Annotated in this window: 16 protein-coding genes; 3 read left to right on the top strand and 13 right to left on the bottom strand. The window is 72.2% G+C overall.

Annotation, left to right across the window (positions count from 1 at the left end):
- Positions 1-27: 27 nt before the first annotated feature.
- Both ACTMVF_RS11835 and ACTMVF_RS11840 read right to left on the bottom strand, forming a co-directional pair.
- Positions 28-1,005, bottom strand: coding sequence for a DMT family transporter (locus ACTMVF_RS11835; protein WP_441270902.1), 978 nt, complete (start codon positions 1,003-1,005; stop codon positions 28-30).
- Positions 1,002-1,808, bottom strand: coding sequence for a phosphatase PAP2 family protein (locus tag ACTMVF_RS11840; protein ID WP_441270903.1), 807 nt, complete (start codon positions 1,806-1,808; stop codon positions 1,002-1,004). Before ACTMVF_RS11840 ends, ACTMVF_RS11835 begins: the two co-directional genes overlap by 4 nt.
- A gap of 276 nt (positions 1,809-2,084) precedes the next feature.
- Here ACTMVF_RS11840 and ACTMVF_RS11845 point away from each other — a divergent pair, with 276 nt between their 5' ends.
- The gene (locus tag ACTMVF_RS11845; protein ID WP_441270904.1) at positions 2,085-2,699 is read left to right on the top strand and encodes a TetR/AcrR family transcriptional regulator C-terminal ligand-binding domain-containing protein; all 615 of its coding nucleotides are present in this window, start codon (positions 2,085-2,087) and stop codon (positions 2,697-2,699) included.
- A 211-nt stretch (positions 2,700-2,910) separates the two neighbouring features.
- Here ACTMVF_RS11845 and ACTMVF_RS11850 read toward each other — a convergent pair whose 3' ends face one another.
- From ACTMVF_RS11850 to ACTMVF_RS11860, 3 genes are read right to left on the bottom strand one after another with little or no spacing between them, the layout of a single operon-like run.
- The gene (locus ACTMVF_RS11850; RefSeq protein ID WP_441270905.1) at positions 2,911-3,906 is read right to left on the bottom strand and encodes a DUF2510 domain-containing protein; all 996 of its coding nucleotides are present in this window, start codon (positions 3,904-3,906) and stop codon (positions 2,911-2,913) included.
- Positions 3,907-3,959: 53 nt separating this feature from the next.
- Positions 3,960-4,118, bottom strand: coding sequence for a hypothetical protein (locus ACTMVF_RS11855; protein ID WP_441270906.1), 159 nt, complete (start codon positions 4,116-4,118; stop codon positions 3,960-3,962).
- Between the two features lie 37 nt (positions 4,119-4,155).
- A complete protein-coding gene (locus ACTMVF_RS11860; protein WP_441270907.1) occupies positions 4,156-4,395 on the bottom strand; it encodes a hypothetical protein in 240 nt (79 codons plus the stop codon).
- 227 nt (positions 4,396-4,622) lie between these two features.
- On the opposite strand from ACTMVF_RS11860, the gene ACTMVF_RS11865 reads away from it, so the two are divergent.
- Positions 4,623-7,295, top strand: a complete 2,673-nt coding sequence (locus ACTMVF_RS11865) for an ATP-binding protein (RefSeq protein WP_441270908.1) — start codon at positions 4,623-4,625, stop codon at positions 7,293-7,295.
- 85 nt (positions 7,296-7,380) lie between these two features.
- On the opposite strand, the gene ACTMVF_RS11870 is transcribed toward ACTMVF_RS11865, so the two are convergent.
- From ACTMVF_RS11870 to ACTMVF_RS11905, 8 genes are all read right to left on the bottom strand, one after another.
- Complete coding sequence (locus ACTMVF_RS11870; protein ID WP_441270909.1) at positions 7,381-8,172, bottom strand: SDR family NAD(P)-dependent oxidoreductase; 792 nt, start codon at positions 8,170-8,172, stop codon at positions 7,381-7,383.
- A gap of 70 nt (positions 8,173-8,242) precedes the next feature.
- Positions 8,243-9,376, bottom strand: a complete 1,134-nt coding sequence (gene pcaDC / locus ACTMVF_RS11875) for a bifunctional 3-oxoadipate enol-lactonase/4-carboxymuconolactone decarboxylase PcaDC (RefSeq protein WP_441270910.1) — start codon at positions 9,374-9,376, stop codon at positions 8,243-8,245.
- Complete coding sequence (pcaB, locus tag ACTMVF_RS11880; RefSeq protein WP_441270911.1) at positions 9,373-10,704, bottom strand: 3-carboxy-cis,cis-muconate cycloisomerase; 1,332 nt, start codon at positions 10,702-10,704, stop codon at positions 9,373-9,375. Before pcaB ends, pcaDC begins: the two co-directional genes overlap by 4 nt.
- Complete coding sequence (gene pcaG, locus ACTMVF_RS11885; protein WP_441270912.1) at positions 10,701-11,306, bottom strand: protocatechuate 3,4-dioxygenase subunit alpha; 606 nt, start codon at positions 11,304-11,306, stop codon at positions 10,701-10,703. Before pcaG ends, pcaB begins: the two co-directional genes overlap by 4 nt.
- Before the next feature lie 6 nt (positions 11,307-11,312).
- Complete coding sequence (pcaH, locus tag ACTMVF_RS11890) at positions 11,313-12,086, bottom strand: protocatechuate 3,4-dioxygenase subunit beta (RefSeq protein WP_441270913.1); 774 nt, start codon at positions 12,084-12,086, stop codon at positions 11,313-11,315.
- A 19-nt stretch (positions 12,087-12,105) separates the two neighbouring features.
- Positions 12,106-13,314 (bottom strand): thiolase family protein, encoded by a 1,209-nt coding sequence (locus tag ACTMVF_RS11895; RefSeq protein ID WP_441270914.1) that lies wholly within the window; start codon positions 13,312-13,314, stop codon positions 12,106-12,108.
- On the bottom strand, positions 13,311-13,955 hold the full coding sequence (locus tag ACTMVF_RS11900) for a CoA transferase subunit B (RefSeq protein WP_441270915.1): 645 nt from the start codon (positions 13,953-13,955) through the stop codon (positions 13,311-13,313). The genes ACTMVF_RS11895 and ACTMVF_RS11900 overlap by 4 nt, the downstream gene beginning before the upstream one ends.
- Positions 13,955-14,737: a CoA transferase subunit A gene (locus ACTMVF_RS11905; protein WP_441270916.1), complete on the bottom strand. Its 783-nt coding sequence runs from the start codon at positions 14,735-14,737 to the stop codon at positions 13,955-13,957. Before ACTMVF_RS11905 ends, ACTMVF_RS11900 begins: the two co-directional genes overlap by 1 nt.
- Positions 14,738-14,930: 193 nt before the next feature.
- Between ACTMVF_RS11905 and ACTMVF_RS11910 the strand changes: the two genes are divergently transcribed.
- Positions 14,931-15,395: a MarR family winged helix-turn-helix transcriptional regulator gene (locus ACTMVF_RS11910; protein WP_441270917.1), complete on the top strand. Its 465-nt coding sequence runs from the start codon at positions 14,931-14,933 to the stop codon at positions 15,393-15,395.
- Positions 15,396-15,397: the final 2 nt, after the last annotated feature.

Consider the following 15,397-nt stretch of genomic DNA (forward strand, 5'->3'; position numbering starts at 1 on the left):
CCGGCCGCGACGGACGGATCGCTCGGATCAGAGCGGTGTGAGGTGCCCCGGCTGCGGTTGCCGGGGCATCAACGCCGGTTCCTGCGCCGCCGACTCGGGCTTCAGGGCCAGTACGGCTGCCACGGGGTGCTCGTCGTCGCTCTCGTGGGAGGACGCGACATCCGGGTCGGGGGTGGGGAGGGCGGGTTCGGGTGTCGCTCGGGTGAGCAGCACCACGCCCCAGGACGCCAGCCCCGCCCCGGCCAGCGCCAGCAGGACACCGACCGCGCCGCCCTGCAACCGCTCGCCGAGGAGGACGAGCCCGATCACCGCGGCAGCCAGCGGGTTCGCCAGCGTCACCACCGCGAGCGGGGCGCCGAGGCCGCCCCGGTAGGCGGTCTGGGACAGCAGCAGCCCGCTCGCCGCGAGGGCCGCGACCAGCAGCGCCACCCCGGCCACCTGGAGGCTGAGCAGCGGGGCGGAGTGGTCGGTCATGGCCACCGTCACGGTCTGCGTCAGCGCCGAGGCCACCCCGGAGGCGAAGCCGGACGCGGCCGCGTGCCGCAGCCCCGGCCGGGCGCCCGGCCGCGACAGCATGCCGATCAGCGTCACCGTCACCGCGGCCACCGCCAGCGCCTCGGACGTGCTCAGTACCTCGTCGGGCGCGTGCCCCGACGCCGTGACGAGGATCGCGGCCAGGCCGACGAGCGTCAGCGCGGTACCCCGCCACTCGACCGCGCCGACCCGCCGCCCCGCTATGCGCGCGCCCAGCGGCACCGCGGCCACCAGGGTGAGCGCGCCGAGCGGCTGTACGACGGTCAAGGGGCCGTACTTGAGGGCCACCACGTGCAGCAGCGCGCCGGAGCCGTTGAGCAGGACCGATCCCCACCAGGCGCCGGAGCCCAGCAGCCGCAGCGTGCCCGATCCCGGCGCTTGGGAGGCCAGTCGCTCCTGGGCGACGGCCGCGGCGGCGTAGGCGGCGGCGGAGAACAGGGACAGGACGACGGCGAGAAGGGTGGCGTTCATCGGCCCGCTCCCACGAGTGCGGCTTCCTCGTCCCGGGCCGCCGGGACGAGCTTGTCGGCGCCGCGTCCGGCCGTAGTCGTTGTGCGCTGCGGCACGGGGATCACCGCGAGCGCGATGCCGAGCATGGCCGTCGCCACGATCGCGTCGAGCCAGTAGTGGTTGGCCGTGCCCACGATGACCAGCAGCGTCACCAGCGGGTGCAGCAGCCACAGCCACCGCCATCGCGACCGGGTCGCCACGATCAGGCCGATCGCCACCATCAGGGCCCAGCCGAAGTGCAGCGACGGCATCGCCGCGAACTGGTTGGAGAGGTGGTCGGTCTCGGGCGAGCCGTACACGGAGGGGCCGTAGACCTGTCCGGTGTCGATCAGGCCGGTCACGGCGAGCATGCGTGGCGGGGCGAGCGGGAGCGTCAGATGCACCACCAGGGCGGCGGCGGTGACCGCGGCGAGGACACGGCGGGTCCAGACGTAGTGCGCGGGGCGCCGCAGGTAGAGCCAGATCAGGAAGGCCGCGGTGGCCGGGAAGTGGACGGTCGCGTAGTAGGTGTTCGCGAGGTGGATGAGCGTGTCGCCGTGCAGCAGCAGGTTCTGCACCGAACCCTCGCCGGGCAGATGGACGGCTCGTTCCAGGTCCCACACCCGGTCCGCGTTGCGGAAGGCCTCGGCGGTGTGGCCCGTGGCGAGCTGCCGGCCGAACTTGTAGACGAGGAAGAGCCCTACGACGAGCAGGAGCTCCCGGACGAGCGGGGGCCGGGCTGTCGCGTCGGTCTTCGCCCGAGGAGGCTCGGTGTGGCCATTCATTCCCCCGGCCCTTTCGCTGACGGTGGGTGGTGCTGGGTGGTGCTGGGTGGTGCTGGGCGGTGCTGGGTGGTGCTGGGCGGTGCTGGGTGGTGCGGGGCGGTGCTGTAGTGCCACTCATCGATACGTCGACGTACCGAAACGCCCCTGTACCGATACGCCACTGTACCGATACGGGAGCGTTCCGGTACAGTGGCGTTTCGATAGACGTACGACACACTGGAAGCGCGGCCTCCCGCACACCGCGAGGCCGCCGCACAGAGTGAGGAGAAGAGTCCGATGACGTCGCAGGCCGCGGACGGACCGGAGACGGTCGCCGCCTCGCGCCGCTCCAAGATCACGCCCGAGCGTGAGCAGGAGTTCTTCGACGCCGTGCTCGAACAGATCCGCGCGTGCGGCTACGACTCCGTCACCATGGAGGGCGTCGCCGCCAGCACGCGCTGCAGCAAGTCCACGCTCTACCGGCAGTGGAAGACGAAGCCGCAGTTCGTGGCGGCCGCCCTGCGCGCCAGCCGACGGACCCGCTTCGACGGCATCGACACCGGCACGCTCGCGGGCGACCTGTGCGAGGCCGCCCGGGCCGCCGGCGCGTGGTCGGGCAAGGACACCCGGCTCTTCCAGGCGCTCGGCCACGCCGTCATGCAGGACCCGGAACTCCAGCAGGCCCTGCGCGAGGCGCTCATCGACCCCGAACTCGACGCGCTGCGGGACATCCTGCGGCGCGGAGTCGAGCGGGGGGAGGTCGCCGCCGACCATCCAGCGCTGGAGTACATCCCGGCGCAGATCTTCGGCGTGCTGCGGGCACGTCCCGTCCTGGAGGGCCAGGACGCAGACCCCGACTACATCGTCCGGTTCGTGCGGGCCGCCGTACTGCCGGCGCTCGGCCTGACCTGAGACTCAGGCCGCCGTCCACGGGATGACTGGACGGTGACCTGTTCCGCGCCGCACCGTGGGGACGGGGGCGGCGCGCACCCCCCGGCCGGGTGGGGTTCCCCTTGAGCGGAGGGGCGCCCCACCCGGCCGCTTCTTGTCCGAGAACAAGATCCGATCCGAGAACAGGATCTGAAAACAAGATCCGAGAACAGGATCCGAGAACAAGAGCGGCTCAGATGTCCTGGCCGTTGCCACCCCCGGTGGACACCTTGATGCCCTTGGTGATCTTGTCGATGACCGCCTGTTCTCCGGCGTCGACACCGATGCGGACCACGACGATCTGCTGCTCACTGACGGGCGAGGGGAAGGCGAGCGACTGCACATAGCCGTCGGCGCCCTTGCTCGTGACCGCCTTCCAGCGGACCAGATAGCCCTTCTGCCCGGCCACGGTCACTGCCTTGGAGGCCAGCACCTCGTGCGAGGTGATCTCCCCGTATCCCTTGCCGTACGACTCCTCGGCATTCGCCGCGATGTCCGCCTTGGCGACCTCCTCGGCCGTGTCGCCCTTGGTGCGGAGCGCGAGCGCGGGCGCCGAGTAGGCGCCGCCCTTCATGCAGGTCTGGGAGGTGTCGGAGGGGCACTTGTATGTCTCGTTCGACGCCACCTGCGCGCCCCAGTTGATCTGCTGGCCGTACCAGCCGTCCGGGATGCCGATGCTGATCCCGCTGACCGGGTCGGTCACCGAACCGCTCTCCACCCGGGGCGCCTCGGACTGGTCGGGGGACGGAGACTGCCCGCCGGAACCGCCGTTGCCGCCGCCGGAGTCCCCGAAGGGCCCGCCCTGACCGCCGCCGGGCCCGCCCTGGCCCCCCTGACCGCCCTGCTGCTGGGAGTTGGCGGTGCCGCTGCCCGAGCCGTCGTCCGCGGTCAGCGCGTACACGCCGACGCCTATGCTCGCGAGGACCACCGCGGCCACTCCCACGGCTATGCCGGTGCGCAGGCCGCGCCGCCCGCCCGACTGCGGTTGGCCGGGATAACCCGGATGCACCGGATAGATCGGATGGCCTCCCTCGGTCGACAATTGATCCGGAGGACCCCATATGTCGGCCGCTCCCGCGGGCCGGACCTGGTCCGTCCATGCCTTGCCGTCCCACCAGCGCTCGGTGGGCGGACCGTCACTTTTCTGGCCCGGGTCGGGATACCAGCCGGGAGGAGTCACCTGCGTCATGGGTCCACCGTATGAGGCCTCGGTGAAAGTCGGATGAGAGGATCCACTCCGAGTCACTCGAGGACGAGCCGAACGGGCCGCTCCCGAGCGGGCGGCGGCAGCCGCGGCCCGTCCCGGCCCGGGGTGATCGAACCGAGCACGCGCGCGTGCCGGGCGCCGGTGGCCGCCGGATCCGTGCCGGGCAGTCCGTGCGCGGACAGAAACCCCAGCACGGCGAAGGCGTACGCCTCCTTCGTGGCGCGGCAGCGCCTAGTACGGCTCCTCCAGCAGCCGTAGCACCAGCGGCTCGTGGACACTGCCGCGACCGCCCGGCGCCCCCGTCCACGTCGTACGCAAGCCGCCCACCGCTGAACCCGTCGCCGCCGCGTCGGGCACGCCCTGCTCGCCGGCGGCGATGTCGCGCGGTCGGAAGTCGGCGACCAACTCGGCCCACCCGTCGCACAGTTCACGGTCCGCCCGGACGGCCGCCGCGAGCACCTCCCGCAGCACGTCGTCGTACGGCGTGCCCGGGGGCCCAATCGATGGAGTTGGCGAGATCCGTGGCCTGTTGACGGTTTCGACGTCCGCAAGCGCAGGTCGCGGGCCCCGCGCGTCGCCTGCCCGCATCCGCCGTCACCCGTCACGGCAACAGGTGCCCCGAGCGGCCTCCACTTGGGCAGCAGGAAAGCTACGCTCGACGTCGGTACGTCGTTCGGGCGACTCGGGGAGGTAGCGGGATGACGCAGGTCCGGCCCACCCAGGCCGCCTCGGCTTCCCTGTGGGAGCGCGACCAGGAACTCGCCGCCGTCGAGCGGGCGCTCGACACCCTGTGCGCCGACCAGTCCTCCTCGGGCAGCCTCCTGGTACTGCGGGGCGAGGCCGGACTCGGCAAGACCGCACTGCTGGCGTGGACGCGCCGTATCGCCGAGGCACGCGGCTGCACGGTGTGGTCCGCCCGCGGCAGCGAGACCCTGAGTTCCGTTCCCTTCAACGTGGTACGGCAGTTGCTGCAGCCCGCCCTGATGTCGCTGATGCCGGAAGAGGCGCGCGAGTACCTCGGCGACTGGTACGACATCGCCGGGCCCGCCCTCGGCATAGCGGATCCAGGCGAACGCCAGGCCGACCCGCAGGGCGTGTGCGACGGTCTGGTGGCCGCCGTGCGCAGGCTGGCCCGACGCGACTGGCCGCTCGTGCTGCTGATCGACGACGCCCACTGGGCCGACCAGGAGACCCTGCGCTGGCTCGCCGCGTTCGCCGAACGCCTCGGCGAACAGAACGTCCTGGTCGTGGTCGCCCGCCGCCCCGGCGAGGTCAGCGGCGACAGCGCTCGCCCCCTCGACGCGATCGCCGCAGCGGGCTGCTCCGTCGCCAACCTGAGCGCCCTCACCCCGGACGCGACCGCCGGTCTCACCCGTGCCACCCTGGGTGCGCATGCCGACGACCCGTTCTGCCGCGAGGTCTGGGCCGTCACCGGCGGCAACCCGTACGAGACCGTCGAACTCCTCGCCAAGGTGCAGGACAGCGAGTTCGAGCCGACCGAGTCCGCGGCCGGTGAACTGCGCGCCCTGAACCGCGCGGCGCGCGGCGGCGGCCTCGTCACCAGGCTCAAGGGCCTCGGCGTCGAGGCCACCCGGTTCGCCTGGGCGGCCGTCATCCTCGGCACCGAGATCACCGTGGACCTGGTGGCGGAGCTGGCCCAGATGAGCACCGAGGAAGCCGGGCGGTGCGCCGAACTGCTGCGCACCGCCCGCATCCTCACCGTGCCCGACGCCGCCAACCCGCAGGCGGACGACGGCGACCTGCAGTTCGTCCACCCACTGATCGCCTCCGCCGTCTACGACTCCATCCCCGACGCCCTGCGCACCGCCATGCACGGCATCGCCGCCCGCGTCGTCACCGACAACGGACGCGGAGCCGCGGTCGCCGCCCGCCACCTCCTGGAGGTCCACCCGGACAACGACGAGGAACTCGTCGAGCAGCTGCGCGAGGCGGCCCGTGAACACCTCGCCGTCGGCGCCCCCGACGCGGCCCGCCGCTGCCTGGAGCGCGCCCTGCTGGAACCGCCCGTACCCGACGTCCACGCGCGCGTGCTGTACGAACTCGGCTGCGCCACCCTGCTCACCGCGCCGGCCACCACCGTCGACCACCTCCAGACCGCGCTCGCCATGCCCGGCCTGGACGGCGGCGAGCGCGTCGACGCCGTCTGCCGCCTCTCCCAAGCACTGCTGCACAACGACCAGTTGGCGGAGGCGGTCCGCACGGTCGAGGCGGAGGCCGCCCGGCACCAGCCGGGCCCCGCCAAAATGCGGCTCCAGGCCGTGCAGTACATGTGGGAGAGCGTCCACGCGGGCGAGACGACATCGCCGAACCTCCGGGAACGACTCGCCGAACTCGCCCGTGCCTGCACCGGCCGGGACAACTCCGAGCGTGCCCTGCTCATGCTGCGCGGCTTCGATGCCATGGCCCGCGGCGAGAACGCCGAGGAGGTCGTCGAGGTGTGCGACCGCGCGCTCGTCAACGGCCGCCTCGCACCGGGACTCGGCTGGACCGACACCGAGTGGGGTCCCGAGATCATCATGATGCTGGCCAACGCGTACGCCTACACGGACCGGCTCGACCGGGCCGAGGCCCTGTACATGGACGCCCTGCGCACGTGGCAGTCGGCCGGCTGGCGCGGCGGTCACCTCGCCCTCGGCCATGCCTATGTCGGACTCGGCCACCGCAGGCGCGGCCGGCTGCGCGAGGCCGAGGCGTCGCTGCGTCAGTCGCTGGAGTTCGCCGAGCGGGTCGGCCGACGGCTGCCCCTGCACTGGTCCACCACATGCAACCTCGTCGACACGCTGCTCGCCCGCGGTCATGTGGACGAGGCCTGGGAGATCGCCGAGCAGTACGGCTTCGCCCCGCCCTACCCGTCCACCATCCTGCTGCCGGACCCGCCCTCGGTCCGCGGCCGCCTGCTCCTCGCGGTCGGCCGCACCCAGGAGGGCATCAACGCACTGGAGGAGGCGGGGAAGGCGGCAGCCGTCCGCGGCCACCACAACCCGGTGCTGGCCCCCTGGGCCGTTGACCTGGCCCGTGCCCTCGCGAGCGTGGACCCGGCGCGCGCCGTCCGGCTCGCCACCGACGCCCGCCGGCATGCCGAGCGCTTCGGCACCGACACCGCGATCGGCGAGGCCCTGCGGTGCGCCGCCGCGTTGGAGACCGGGCAGCGTGCGGTACGCCTCGCGGAACAGGCCGTCGCGTATCTCGAGGCTTCGCCCTGCCAGTACGAACACGCCGCCGCGCGCGTCGAGTACGGCATTGCTGCCCGCTCGTCGGCTGAGCTGCAGCGGGGATTGACGCTGGCGAGGTCGTGCGGCGCGGACGGGTTGGTGGCACAGGCGGAGGTGGCGTTGGCCGCAGTGCCCTAGGGGCGCGGGGCTGTGTCGATCTGCGGCTCCGCCGCGTGGGCGCGACCAGCCACGATGCACCCGCAGACGAACGACGAAAGATCGGTCAGATCTTGAGCAGCTGCTCGGTGACCGTTGCCAGCCGTGCTCGTACCTGCGGGTCGTACGTTTCCTCGTGCGCCCGCGCCCGCGAGGTTCCGTCGTAGTAGCCGCCCGTGCCGACGTCCTGTGTGGCCAGCGCCAGCACACCGGTCGCGCCGTCGGCGACCGTGTTCCAGGGGGTGACGCCCGCCTCGCGGACCATGGTGGTGTCCATGTAGGTCGCCGGGTGCAGGACGTTCACCGAGATGCCGGTGCCGGCCAGCTCCTCGGCGAGGGTGAAGGTATGGGCGGCGAGGGCGAACTTGCTGCGGCAGTACGCCGAGACACCGCTGTAGCCGCGGGTCAGCTCGGGGTCGTCGAAGTCGAGCGGCTCCTGGCCGGCCGAGCCGACGTTCACGACCCGCGCGGGCGCGTTCGCGCGCAGCACGGGCAGCAGGGCGCGGGTCAGCGCGACCGGCGCCAAGTAGTTGACGGCCAGGCGGAGTTCGTGTCCGTCGGCGCTCAGTTCCCGCCCGGCGCCGCGTGGTCCGCTGCCCACGCCCGCGTTGTTGACCAGCACGTCGAGCTCGGGACGCGCGTCGGCGACATGCGCGCCCAGCTCCCGCACCTGGTCCAGCGAGGCCAGGTCCGCGACGAACCCCTCGGCGTCGCCTTCGGCCCGCAGCTCCTCGACGAGCTTCTCCGTACGGCCGGCGTCGCGCCCGTGTGCCAGCACGACATGCCCGGCACGGACCAGCTCGAAGGCGAGGTGGCGGCCGAGCCCGGAGGTGGCGCCGGTGATCAGAACGGTCGACATGCCTCCACCGTAGGCCCGCGGTGGAGGCATGTGCGAGGTGCTGCTGAAGCTACAACCACCAGGGTCACCCTCAGCCGCCGGGCTCCTCCTCCGCCAGCACCCGCTGGGCCGCCGCGAACGCCGAGTTCGCCGCCGGAACCCCGCAGTACACGGCCGTCTGCAGCAGTACGGCCCCGATCTCCTCCGGCGTCAGCCCATTGCGCCGGGCCGCCCGCACATGCATGGCCAGCTCGTCGTAGTGGCCGTGCGCGACCAGCGCCGTCAGGGTGATCATGCTGCGCTCGCGTCGGGTGAGCGTCGGGTCGGTCCAGATCTCGCCCCAGGCGTAGCGCGAGATGAAGTCCTGGAAGCGCGCGGTGAACGCGGTCTGCCGGGCCTGTGCCCGGTCGACATGGGCGTCGCCGAGCACCTCGCGCCGCACCTCCATGCCCCGCTTGGCGCCCCCGGCCGCTCCGTCGAAGTGCGCCCGCAGCGCCGTCAGCACAGCCTCCGGACACTGGGCGGGCGCCAGGTGCGAGGCCCCCGGGATCTCGACGAGCGCGGCACCGGGCACGGCGTCGGCGATCTCCCGCAGGTGCGCGGGCGGGGTCGCCGGATCGTCGCGCCCGGCGATCAGCAGCGAGGGTGCGGTGATGGACGGCAGCTCGTCCCGCAGATCGAACGCGGCCAGCGCGTCACAGCAGGCGGCGTACGCGTCCGGATCGGCGTTTTGATGGTCGGCGACCAGCTCCGGCACGGTGAACCCGGGTGTGAACCATCGCGCGTTCGCGCTCTCCGCCAACCCGGCCAGGCCTTCCCGCCGTACCAGCGCGGCTCGCTCCTCCCACGGCTTCGAGCCGTTGAAGTGCGCCGACGAACAGATCACGGCCAGCGAGGAGACCCGCTGCGGATGGTGCACGGCGAGGTGCAGCCCCACCGCACCGCCCAGCGACACCCCCGCGTACGCGAACCGTTCGACGCCGAGCGAGTCGGCGAGCGCGAGAACCAGGTCGGCGAGGTCACCCACCGTCGCGCCCGCCCCGATCAGACCGGCCGCCGAGCCGCCGTGCCCCGGCAGGTCCCAGCGGACCACCCGATGGGTGATCGACAGCTCGGGCGCGACCTTGTCCCACAGGGCGTACGAGGTGCCGAGCGAGGGTCCGAGCAGCAACGGGGGTGCGGAAGTGGGCCCTTCGGCGCGGTGGTTGAGGACTTGGTTCGTCAACGTCGCTCCAGAGCACGGTCGGTGAGGGCTCCGGCGGAGCCGGTGTAACGGGCGGGGTCGGTGAGCCGGTCGAGGTCCACGTCCTTCAACTCCGGCTCCTCGGCGAGCAGTTCGGCCAAGGACAGCCCCTCGGAGTACGCGCGTTTCGCGAGCTTCGTGAGCAGCGCCTTGGCGCGGGCCCGACCCAGCACCGGCGCCAGCTCGGCGGACAACCGCTCGGAGACCACCAACCCGTGGGTGAGGTCAAGGTGTTCCCGCATGGCCTCCGCGTTCACCCGCAGCCCTTCGACCAGTTCGGCGGCGTCGTGGGCCGCGCCGCCGACCAGCCGGAGCAGGTCCCTGAGCGGCTCCCACTCGGCGTGCCAGGCCCCGGCCGGCCGCTCGTCCTCTGCGACCATCGAGCCGTACAGCGTGGCCGCGAGCTGCGGCGCCCGCCGGGCGGCGGCCGCGACCAGCGTGGACCGTACCGGGTTGGCCTTGTGCGGCATGGCCGACGAACCGCCCCCGCTGCCCTCCGCCAGCTCGGCGATCTCGGTACGGGCGAGGGTGAGGACATCGGTGGCGATCTTGCCGAGTGCCCCGGCCGTGAAGGCCAGGCAGCCGGCGAGATCGGCGATCGGTGTGCGCAGGGTGTGCCAGGGGAGGAGCGGCGCATCGAGGCCCAGCTCCCGGGCGAAGGCCGTCGAGAGGGCGACGGTGTTCTGGGCGCCGTACGCAGTGAAAGCCGCCAATGTCCCGGCCGCACCGCCGAGTTGGGCAGGGAGGTCGTCTCGTACCTCGATGAGCCGGTCCCGCGCGTCCAGCACCAGCGAGCGCCACCCGGCCGCCTTCAGCCCGAACGTCGTCGGCACGGCATGTTGGGTCAGCGTCCGTCCCGGCAGCGCGGTGTCCCGGTGCTCGGAGGCCAGCCGGGCCAGTGCCCGCTGGACGCGGTGGAGGTCCGCCAGCATGAGGTCGAGCGTGCGGGTCGCCACCAGCATCGTCGCCGTGTCCAGGATGTCCTGGCTGGTCGCGCCCCGGTGCACGTACGGGCCGTACTCCTCGCCGACCGCCTCGGTGAGGTCGGCGACCAGGGGGATGACGGGGTTGCCGCCGCCACGCGCACGCTCGGCGAGGGACCGTACGTCGAAGCGGTCCACGTGGGCCGCCTCGGTCACCGCGTCGGCTGCCCCGTCCGGGGCGAGACCCAGACGGGCCTGAACCCGGGTCAGTGCGGCCTCCGCGTCGAGCAGCGCCTGGAGGTAGGCGCCGTCGGTGGTCGCGGAGGCGGCGGGGGAGCAGGCCCACCCGGGGGCGAGCAGGCCGGCGTCGGAATCGGCAGAAGTCACTGGAACTCCAGGAAGACCGTCTCGCCCTCGCCCTGAAGGCGGATGTCGAAACGGTAGGTGCCGTTGCCCTGCTCCTCGGCGATCAGCGTGCCGCGTCGCGCCGGATCCACCCGGGAGAGCAGGGGATCCGCGGCGAGCGCCGCCTCGTCGCCCGGCAGGTAGATCCGGGTGAACAGATGCACCAGCAGCCCGCGCGCGAAGACGCACACGCTGATGTACGGCGCGCTCTGCCCGCGCGCCCCGGGACGCAGCGTCCGCGCGCTCCAGTGGCCGCCCGCGTCCGTCTGGATCCGGCCCCAGCCGGTGAACTCCACGCCGTTGCGGCCCAGGAAGCCACCGCTCGCCGGGTCGCGCCGCATCGAGCCGTCGACCCGCGACAGGTTGCCGTCCGGGTCGGGACCCCACAGCTCCACGAACGCGTCCGGCAGCGGGTTGCCCTCGCCGTCGTGGACGTACCCCTGGAGCGCGATCGTGTCGGGGTGGCCGATCGGGGCGATGTCGCCGCCGCCGGGGAAGGGCAGGGCATGGCCGTAGAAGGGGCCGACCGTGTGCGACGGGGTGGGGAGCACGGTCTCCGGACGGCTCGTGTCGATCTTCGTCATGGCAGGTCAGCGTCCTTCTTCGATCCAGGTGGCGTTCGGGCCGTCGAGCACGATGTCCCAGTGGTAGCCCATCGAGAACTCCGGCACCGACAGGCTGTGGTCGTAGGTCGCGACCAGCCGCTGCCGGGCCGCGTCGTCCGTCACCGACTGGATGATCGGGTCGTACGGGAACAGCGGGTCGTTCGGGAAGTACATCTGCGTCACGAGCCGCTGGGTGAACGCCGTGCCGAAGAGCGAGAAGTGGATGTGCGCCGGCCGCCAGGCGTTGACGTGCTGGCTCCACGGGTACGGGCCCGGCTGGATGGTGGTGAACTCGTAGAAGCCGCTGTCGTCGGTCAGCGTGCGGCCGACACCGGTGAAGTTCGGGTCGAGCGGGGCGTCGTGCTGCTCGCGCTGGTGGGCGTAGCGGCCGGCCGAGTTCGCCTGCCAGATCTCGATGAGCTGGCCGCGGATCGGGCGGCCGTCGCGGTCCAGGAGGCGGCCGGAGACGGTGATGCGCTCACCGATCGGCTCGCCGTTGTGCTGCCGGGTGAGGTCGTTGTCGATCTCGGTGATGTCCCGCTCACCGAAGGCGGGGGAGGACAGCTCCACCAGCTCCGGGTCCTTGGTGACGTCGATCGCGATCGGCGGCTGCTTGGGGTGGCGCAGGACCGAGGAGCGGTAGGGCGCGTAGTCGCGCCGCGGCTGGTGCTCGACGGGGGCCCCGTCGGCGACCCGCTTCTCGTACGCGGCGTGCTCGGCCGCGATCTCCTGGTCGATGTCGTGTTGCGTGAGAGTCATGAGGGTTCCTCGGGGGTTCTTAGCGCTCCAGGACGAGGGCGAGGCCCTGGCCGACGCCGATGCAGAGGGTGGCGACGCCGGTTCCGCTGCCCTTGCGGGCGAGTTGGTGGGCGACGGTGCCGGCGAGGCGGGCGCCGGAGGCGCCGAGTGGGTGGCCGAGGGCGATGGCGCCGCCCTGCGGGTTGAGGAGCTGCGGGTCGAACTCGGGCCATTCGGCGACGCAGCCCAGGACCTGGGCGGCGAAGGCTTCGTTGAGTTCGAGGACGTCCAGGTCGGCGAAGGTCCGGCCGGCCTTGGTGAGGGCGCGGTTGACGGCCTCGACGGGGGCGAGGCCGAAGTAGTGCGGGTCGAGGGCGTGCACGCCGGTGGCACTGACCCGGGCGAGGGGTTCGCGGCCGGTGGCCCTCAGGCCCTCCTCGTCGACCAGCAGCAGGGCGGCGGCGCCGTCGTTGAGGGGGGAGGCGTTGCCCGCCGTGACGGTCCCCTCCAAGGTGCGGAAAGAGGGCTTGAGCTTGGCCATCGCCGCGAGGGAGGCGTCGGCGCGGACGGACTCGTCGGCGGCGAAGAGGACCGGGTCGCCCTTGCGCTGCGGGATCGGGACGGGGGCGAGTTCGGCGTCGAACAGGCCCGCCTGCTGGGCCCGCGCGGCCTTCTGGTGCGAGGCGAGCGCGAACTCGTCCTGCTGCTCCCGGCTGATCTTGTGCTTCTCCGCGATGAGCTCCGCGCTCTCGCCGAGCGGGACGGTCCACTGCGGTTCCATCCTCGGGTTGACCATGCGCCAGCCCAGGGTGGTGGAGTACAGCTCGGCGTGCCCGGCCGGGAACGGCCGGTCCGACTTGGGCAGCACATACGGCGCCCTCGTCATCGACTCGACCCCGCCGGCCACGGCGATGGAGGCGTCCCCGACCGCGATGGCGCGGGCCGCCTGGATGACCGCTTCGAGGCCGGAGGCGCACAGGCGGTTGACGGTCACGCCGGGCACGGACGTGGGGAGCCCGGCGAGGAGGGCTGCCATGCGGCCGACGTTGCGGTTCTCCTCGCCGGCGCCGTTGGCGTTGCCGAAGTAGACGTCCTCGATCCGGGACGGATCCAACTCCGGGGTGCGGGCGAGGAGTTCACGGATGGCGTGGGCGCCGAGGTCGTCCGGGCGGACGGAGGCGAGGGCGCCGTTGTAGCGGCCGACCGGGGTGCGGACCGCGTCGACGATGTACACCGGGTTCCGGTTCACAGCAGGCCCTCCGCGATCGTCAGCTTGGCGTCGGTCTTGGCGACGATCTCGTCGACGGCCACGCCGGGCGCGGTCTCGACGAGCAGCAGCCCGTCCGGTGTCACGTCGATCACGCCCAGGTCGGTGATGATCCGGTTCACGCAGGCCTTGCCGGTGAGCGGCAGCGCGCACTCGGTGAGGATCTTCGGGCTGCCGTCCTTGGCGGTGTGGGTCATCACCACGATGACCGTGCGGGCCCCGTGGACCAGGTCCATCGCCCCGCCGATCCCGGTGATCATCTTGCCGGGGATGGCCCAGTTCGCCAGATCACCGGCCTCGGACACCTGCATCGCGCCCAGCACGGCGACATCGATGTGCCCGCCCCGGATCATCGAGAACGACAGGGCCGAGTCGAAGAAGGACGCCCCCGGCAGCACCGTGACGGTCTCCTTGCCCGCGTTGATCAGATCGGGGTCGACCTGGTCGTCGGTGGGGTAGGGGCCGGTGCCGAGGATGCCGTTCTCGGACTCCAGGATCACCTCCACGCCCTCGGGCAGATAGTTCGGGATCAGCGTGGGCAGCCCGATGCCGAGGTTGACGTACTGCCCGTCCTCGAGCTCGTGTGCGGCCCGCGCGGCCATCTCTTCCCGCGTCCACGCCATTACTGGCCCACCGTCCCTTGTGCTGCGGGCGCGGAAATCGTGCGCCGTTCGATCCGCTTGTCCGCCGCCTGCTCCGGGGTGAGCGCGATGACCCGCTGCACGAAGATGCCCGGCAGATGCACCGCGTCCGGGTCGAGGTCGCCGGGCTCCACCAGTTCCTCCACCTCGGCGATCGTCACCCGCCCCGCCATGGCGGCGAGGGGGTTGAAGTTCCGGGTGGACTTGTTGAACACCAGGTTCCCGTGCCGGTCGCCCTTCGCCGCCCGCACGAGCGCGAAGTCGGTACGGATGCCCCGCTCCAGCACGTACTCCACGCCGTCGAACTCCCGCACCTCCTTCGGCGGCGAGGCGAGCGCGACGCCGCCCTGGCCGTCGTAGCGCCAGGGAAGCCCGCCGTCCGCGACCTGGGTACCCACCCCGGCCGGCGTGAAGAACGCGGGGATCCCGGCGCCGCCCGCCCGCAGCCGCTCGGCGAGCGTGCCCTGCGGGATCATCTCCACCTCCAGCTCACCGGCCAGGTACTGGCGGGCGAACTCCTTGTTGGCGCCGATGTAGGAGCCGGTCACGCGGGCGATCCGCCCGGCCGCGAGCAGGACCGCGAGGCCGGAGTCCATCGCCCCGCAGTTGTTGGAGACCACCGACAGTGAGCCGGTGCCCTTGTCGTACAGGGCCTGGATGAGCACGTTCGGCACACCACTCAGCCCGAAACCGCCCACCGCGAGCGAAGCGCCCTCGGGCACATCGGCCACTGCCTCAGCGGCGGTGGCGACCACCTTGTCCATCCGTAAGCCCCATCTCTCCAATTACTCAGGGCACTGAGTATTTCAGCGAGGTTTCCCTCACGCTGCCACTGGAGCGGCCGGGCGTCAAGGCCTCGGAGTTGATGCAGGTCACGTGAAGGTTAGTGATGGAGACAGGGGTGGGTGGGTGCGGTTATCGTTCAGTACACCAACGAATTCGACCTCGGGAGCGCACATGGCCGCGGTGGACCTCACCACCCACCCCGGGCACCTCGCCCGGCGGCTCCAGCAGGCGCACTACCTGCTGTGGAACACGATGGTCTCCGAGGAGATCACCTCACCGCAGTTCGCCGTCCTCAACGTGCTCGTCGCCGAGCCGGGCCTGGACCAGCGCACGGTGGGGGAACGGGTGGGGCTCGACCGGTCCACGATCGCCGAGGTGATCAGCCGGCTCGGCCGCCGCGGGCTGCTCGACAAGGTCCGCGACCCCCAGGACGGCCGCCGCTCCCTGCTGCGCCTGACGGACGACGGGCTGCGCACGCACAAGAAGCTGACCGTCCGCACCGCCCGGATGAACCAGGTCTTCCTGGCCCCCCTCTCCGCCGGGGAGCAGACGCTGTTCTTCGACCTGATCCGCCGGGTCGCGGACGCGGCCGAGGGCCTCCGCAACCCGGCGGAGCCCCTCGCCGCACAACGCTGACG

It is taken from the genome of Streptomyces sp. SD31 (assembly GCF_052068475.1).
Classification (GTDB): Bacteria; Actinomycetota; Actinomycetes; order Streptomycetales; family Streptomycetaceae; genus Streptomyces.

What these genes read in the sequence shown, in the direction of transcription:
- ACTMVF_RS11835 (WP_441270902.1), bottom strand. Translation starts at nt 1,005, where the DNA reads ATGAACGCCACCCTTCTCGCCGTCGTCCTGTCCCTGTTCTCCGCCGCC.
- ACTMVF_RS11840 (WP_441270903.1), bottom strand. Translation starts at nt 1,808, where the DNA reads ATGAATGGCCACACCGAGCCTCCTCGGGCGAAGACCGACGCGACAGCC.
- ACTMVF_RS11845 (WP_441270904.1), top strand. Translation starts at nt 2,085, where the DNA reads ATGACGTCGCAGGCCGCGGACGGACCGGAGACGGTCGCCGCCTCGCGC.
- ACTMVF_RS11850 (WP_441270905.1), bottom strand. Translation starts at nt 3,906, where the DNA reads ATGACGCAGGTGACTCCTCCCGGCTGGTATCCCGACCCGGGCCAGAAA.
- ACTMVF_RS11865 (WP_441270908.1), top strand. Translation starts at nt 4,623, where the DNA reads ATGACGCAGGTCCGGCCCACCCAGGCCGCCTCGGCTTCCCTGTGGGAG.
- ACTMVF_RS11870 (WP_441270909.1), bottom strand. Translation starts at nt 8,172, where the DNA reads ATGTCGACCGTTCTGATCACCGGCGCCACCTCCGGGCTCGGCCGCCAC.
- pcaG (WP_441270912.1), bottom strand. Translation starts at nt 11,306, where the DNA reads ATGACGAAGATCGACACGAGCCGTCCGGAGACCGTGCTCCCCACCCCG.
- pcaH (WP_441270913.1), bottom strand. Translation starts at nt 12,086, where the DNA reads ATGACTCTCACGCAACACGACATCGACCAGGAGATCGCGGCCGAGCAC.
- ACTMVF_RS11900 (WP_441270915.1), bottom strand. Translation starts at nt 13,955, where the DNA reads ATGGCGTGGACGCGGGAAGAGATGGCCGCGCGGGCCGCACACGAGCTC.
- ACTMVF_RS11905 (WP_441270916.1), bottom strand. Translation starts at nt 14,737, where the DNA reads ATGGACAAGGTGGTCGCCACCGCCGCTGAGGCAGTGGCCGATGTGCCC.
- ACTMVF_RS11910 (WP_441270917.1), top strand. Translation starts at nt 14,931, where the DNA reads ATGGCCGCGGTGGACCTCACCACCCACCCCGGGCACCTCGCCCGGCGG.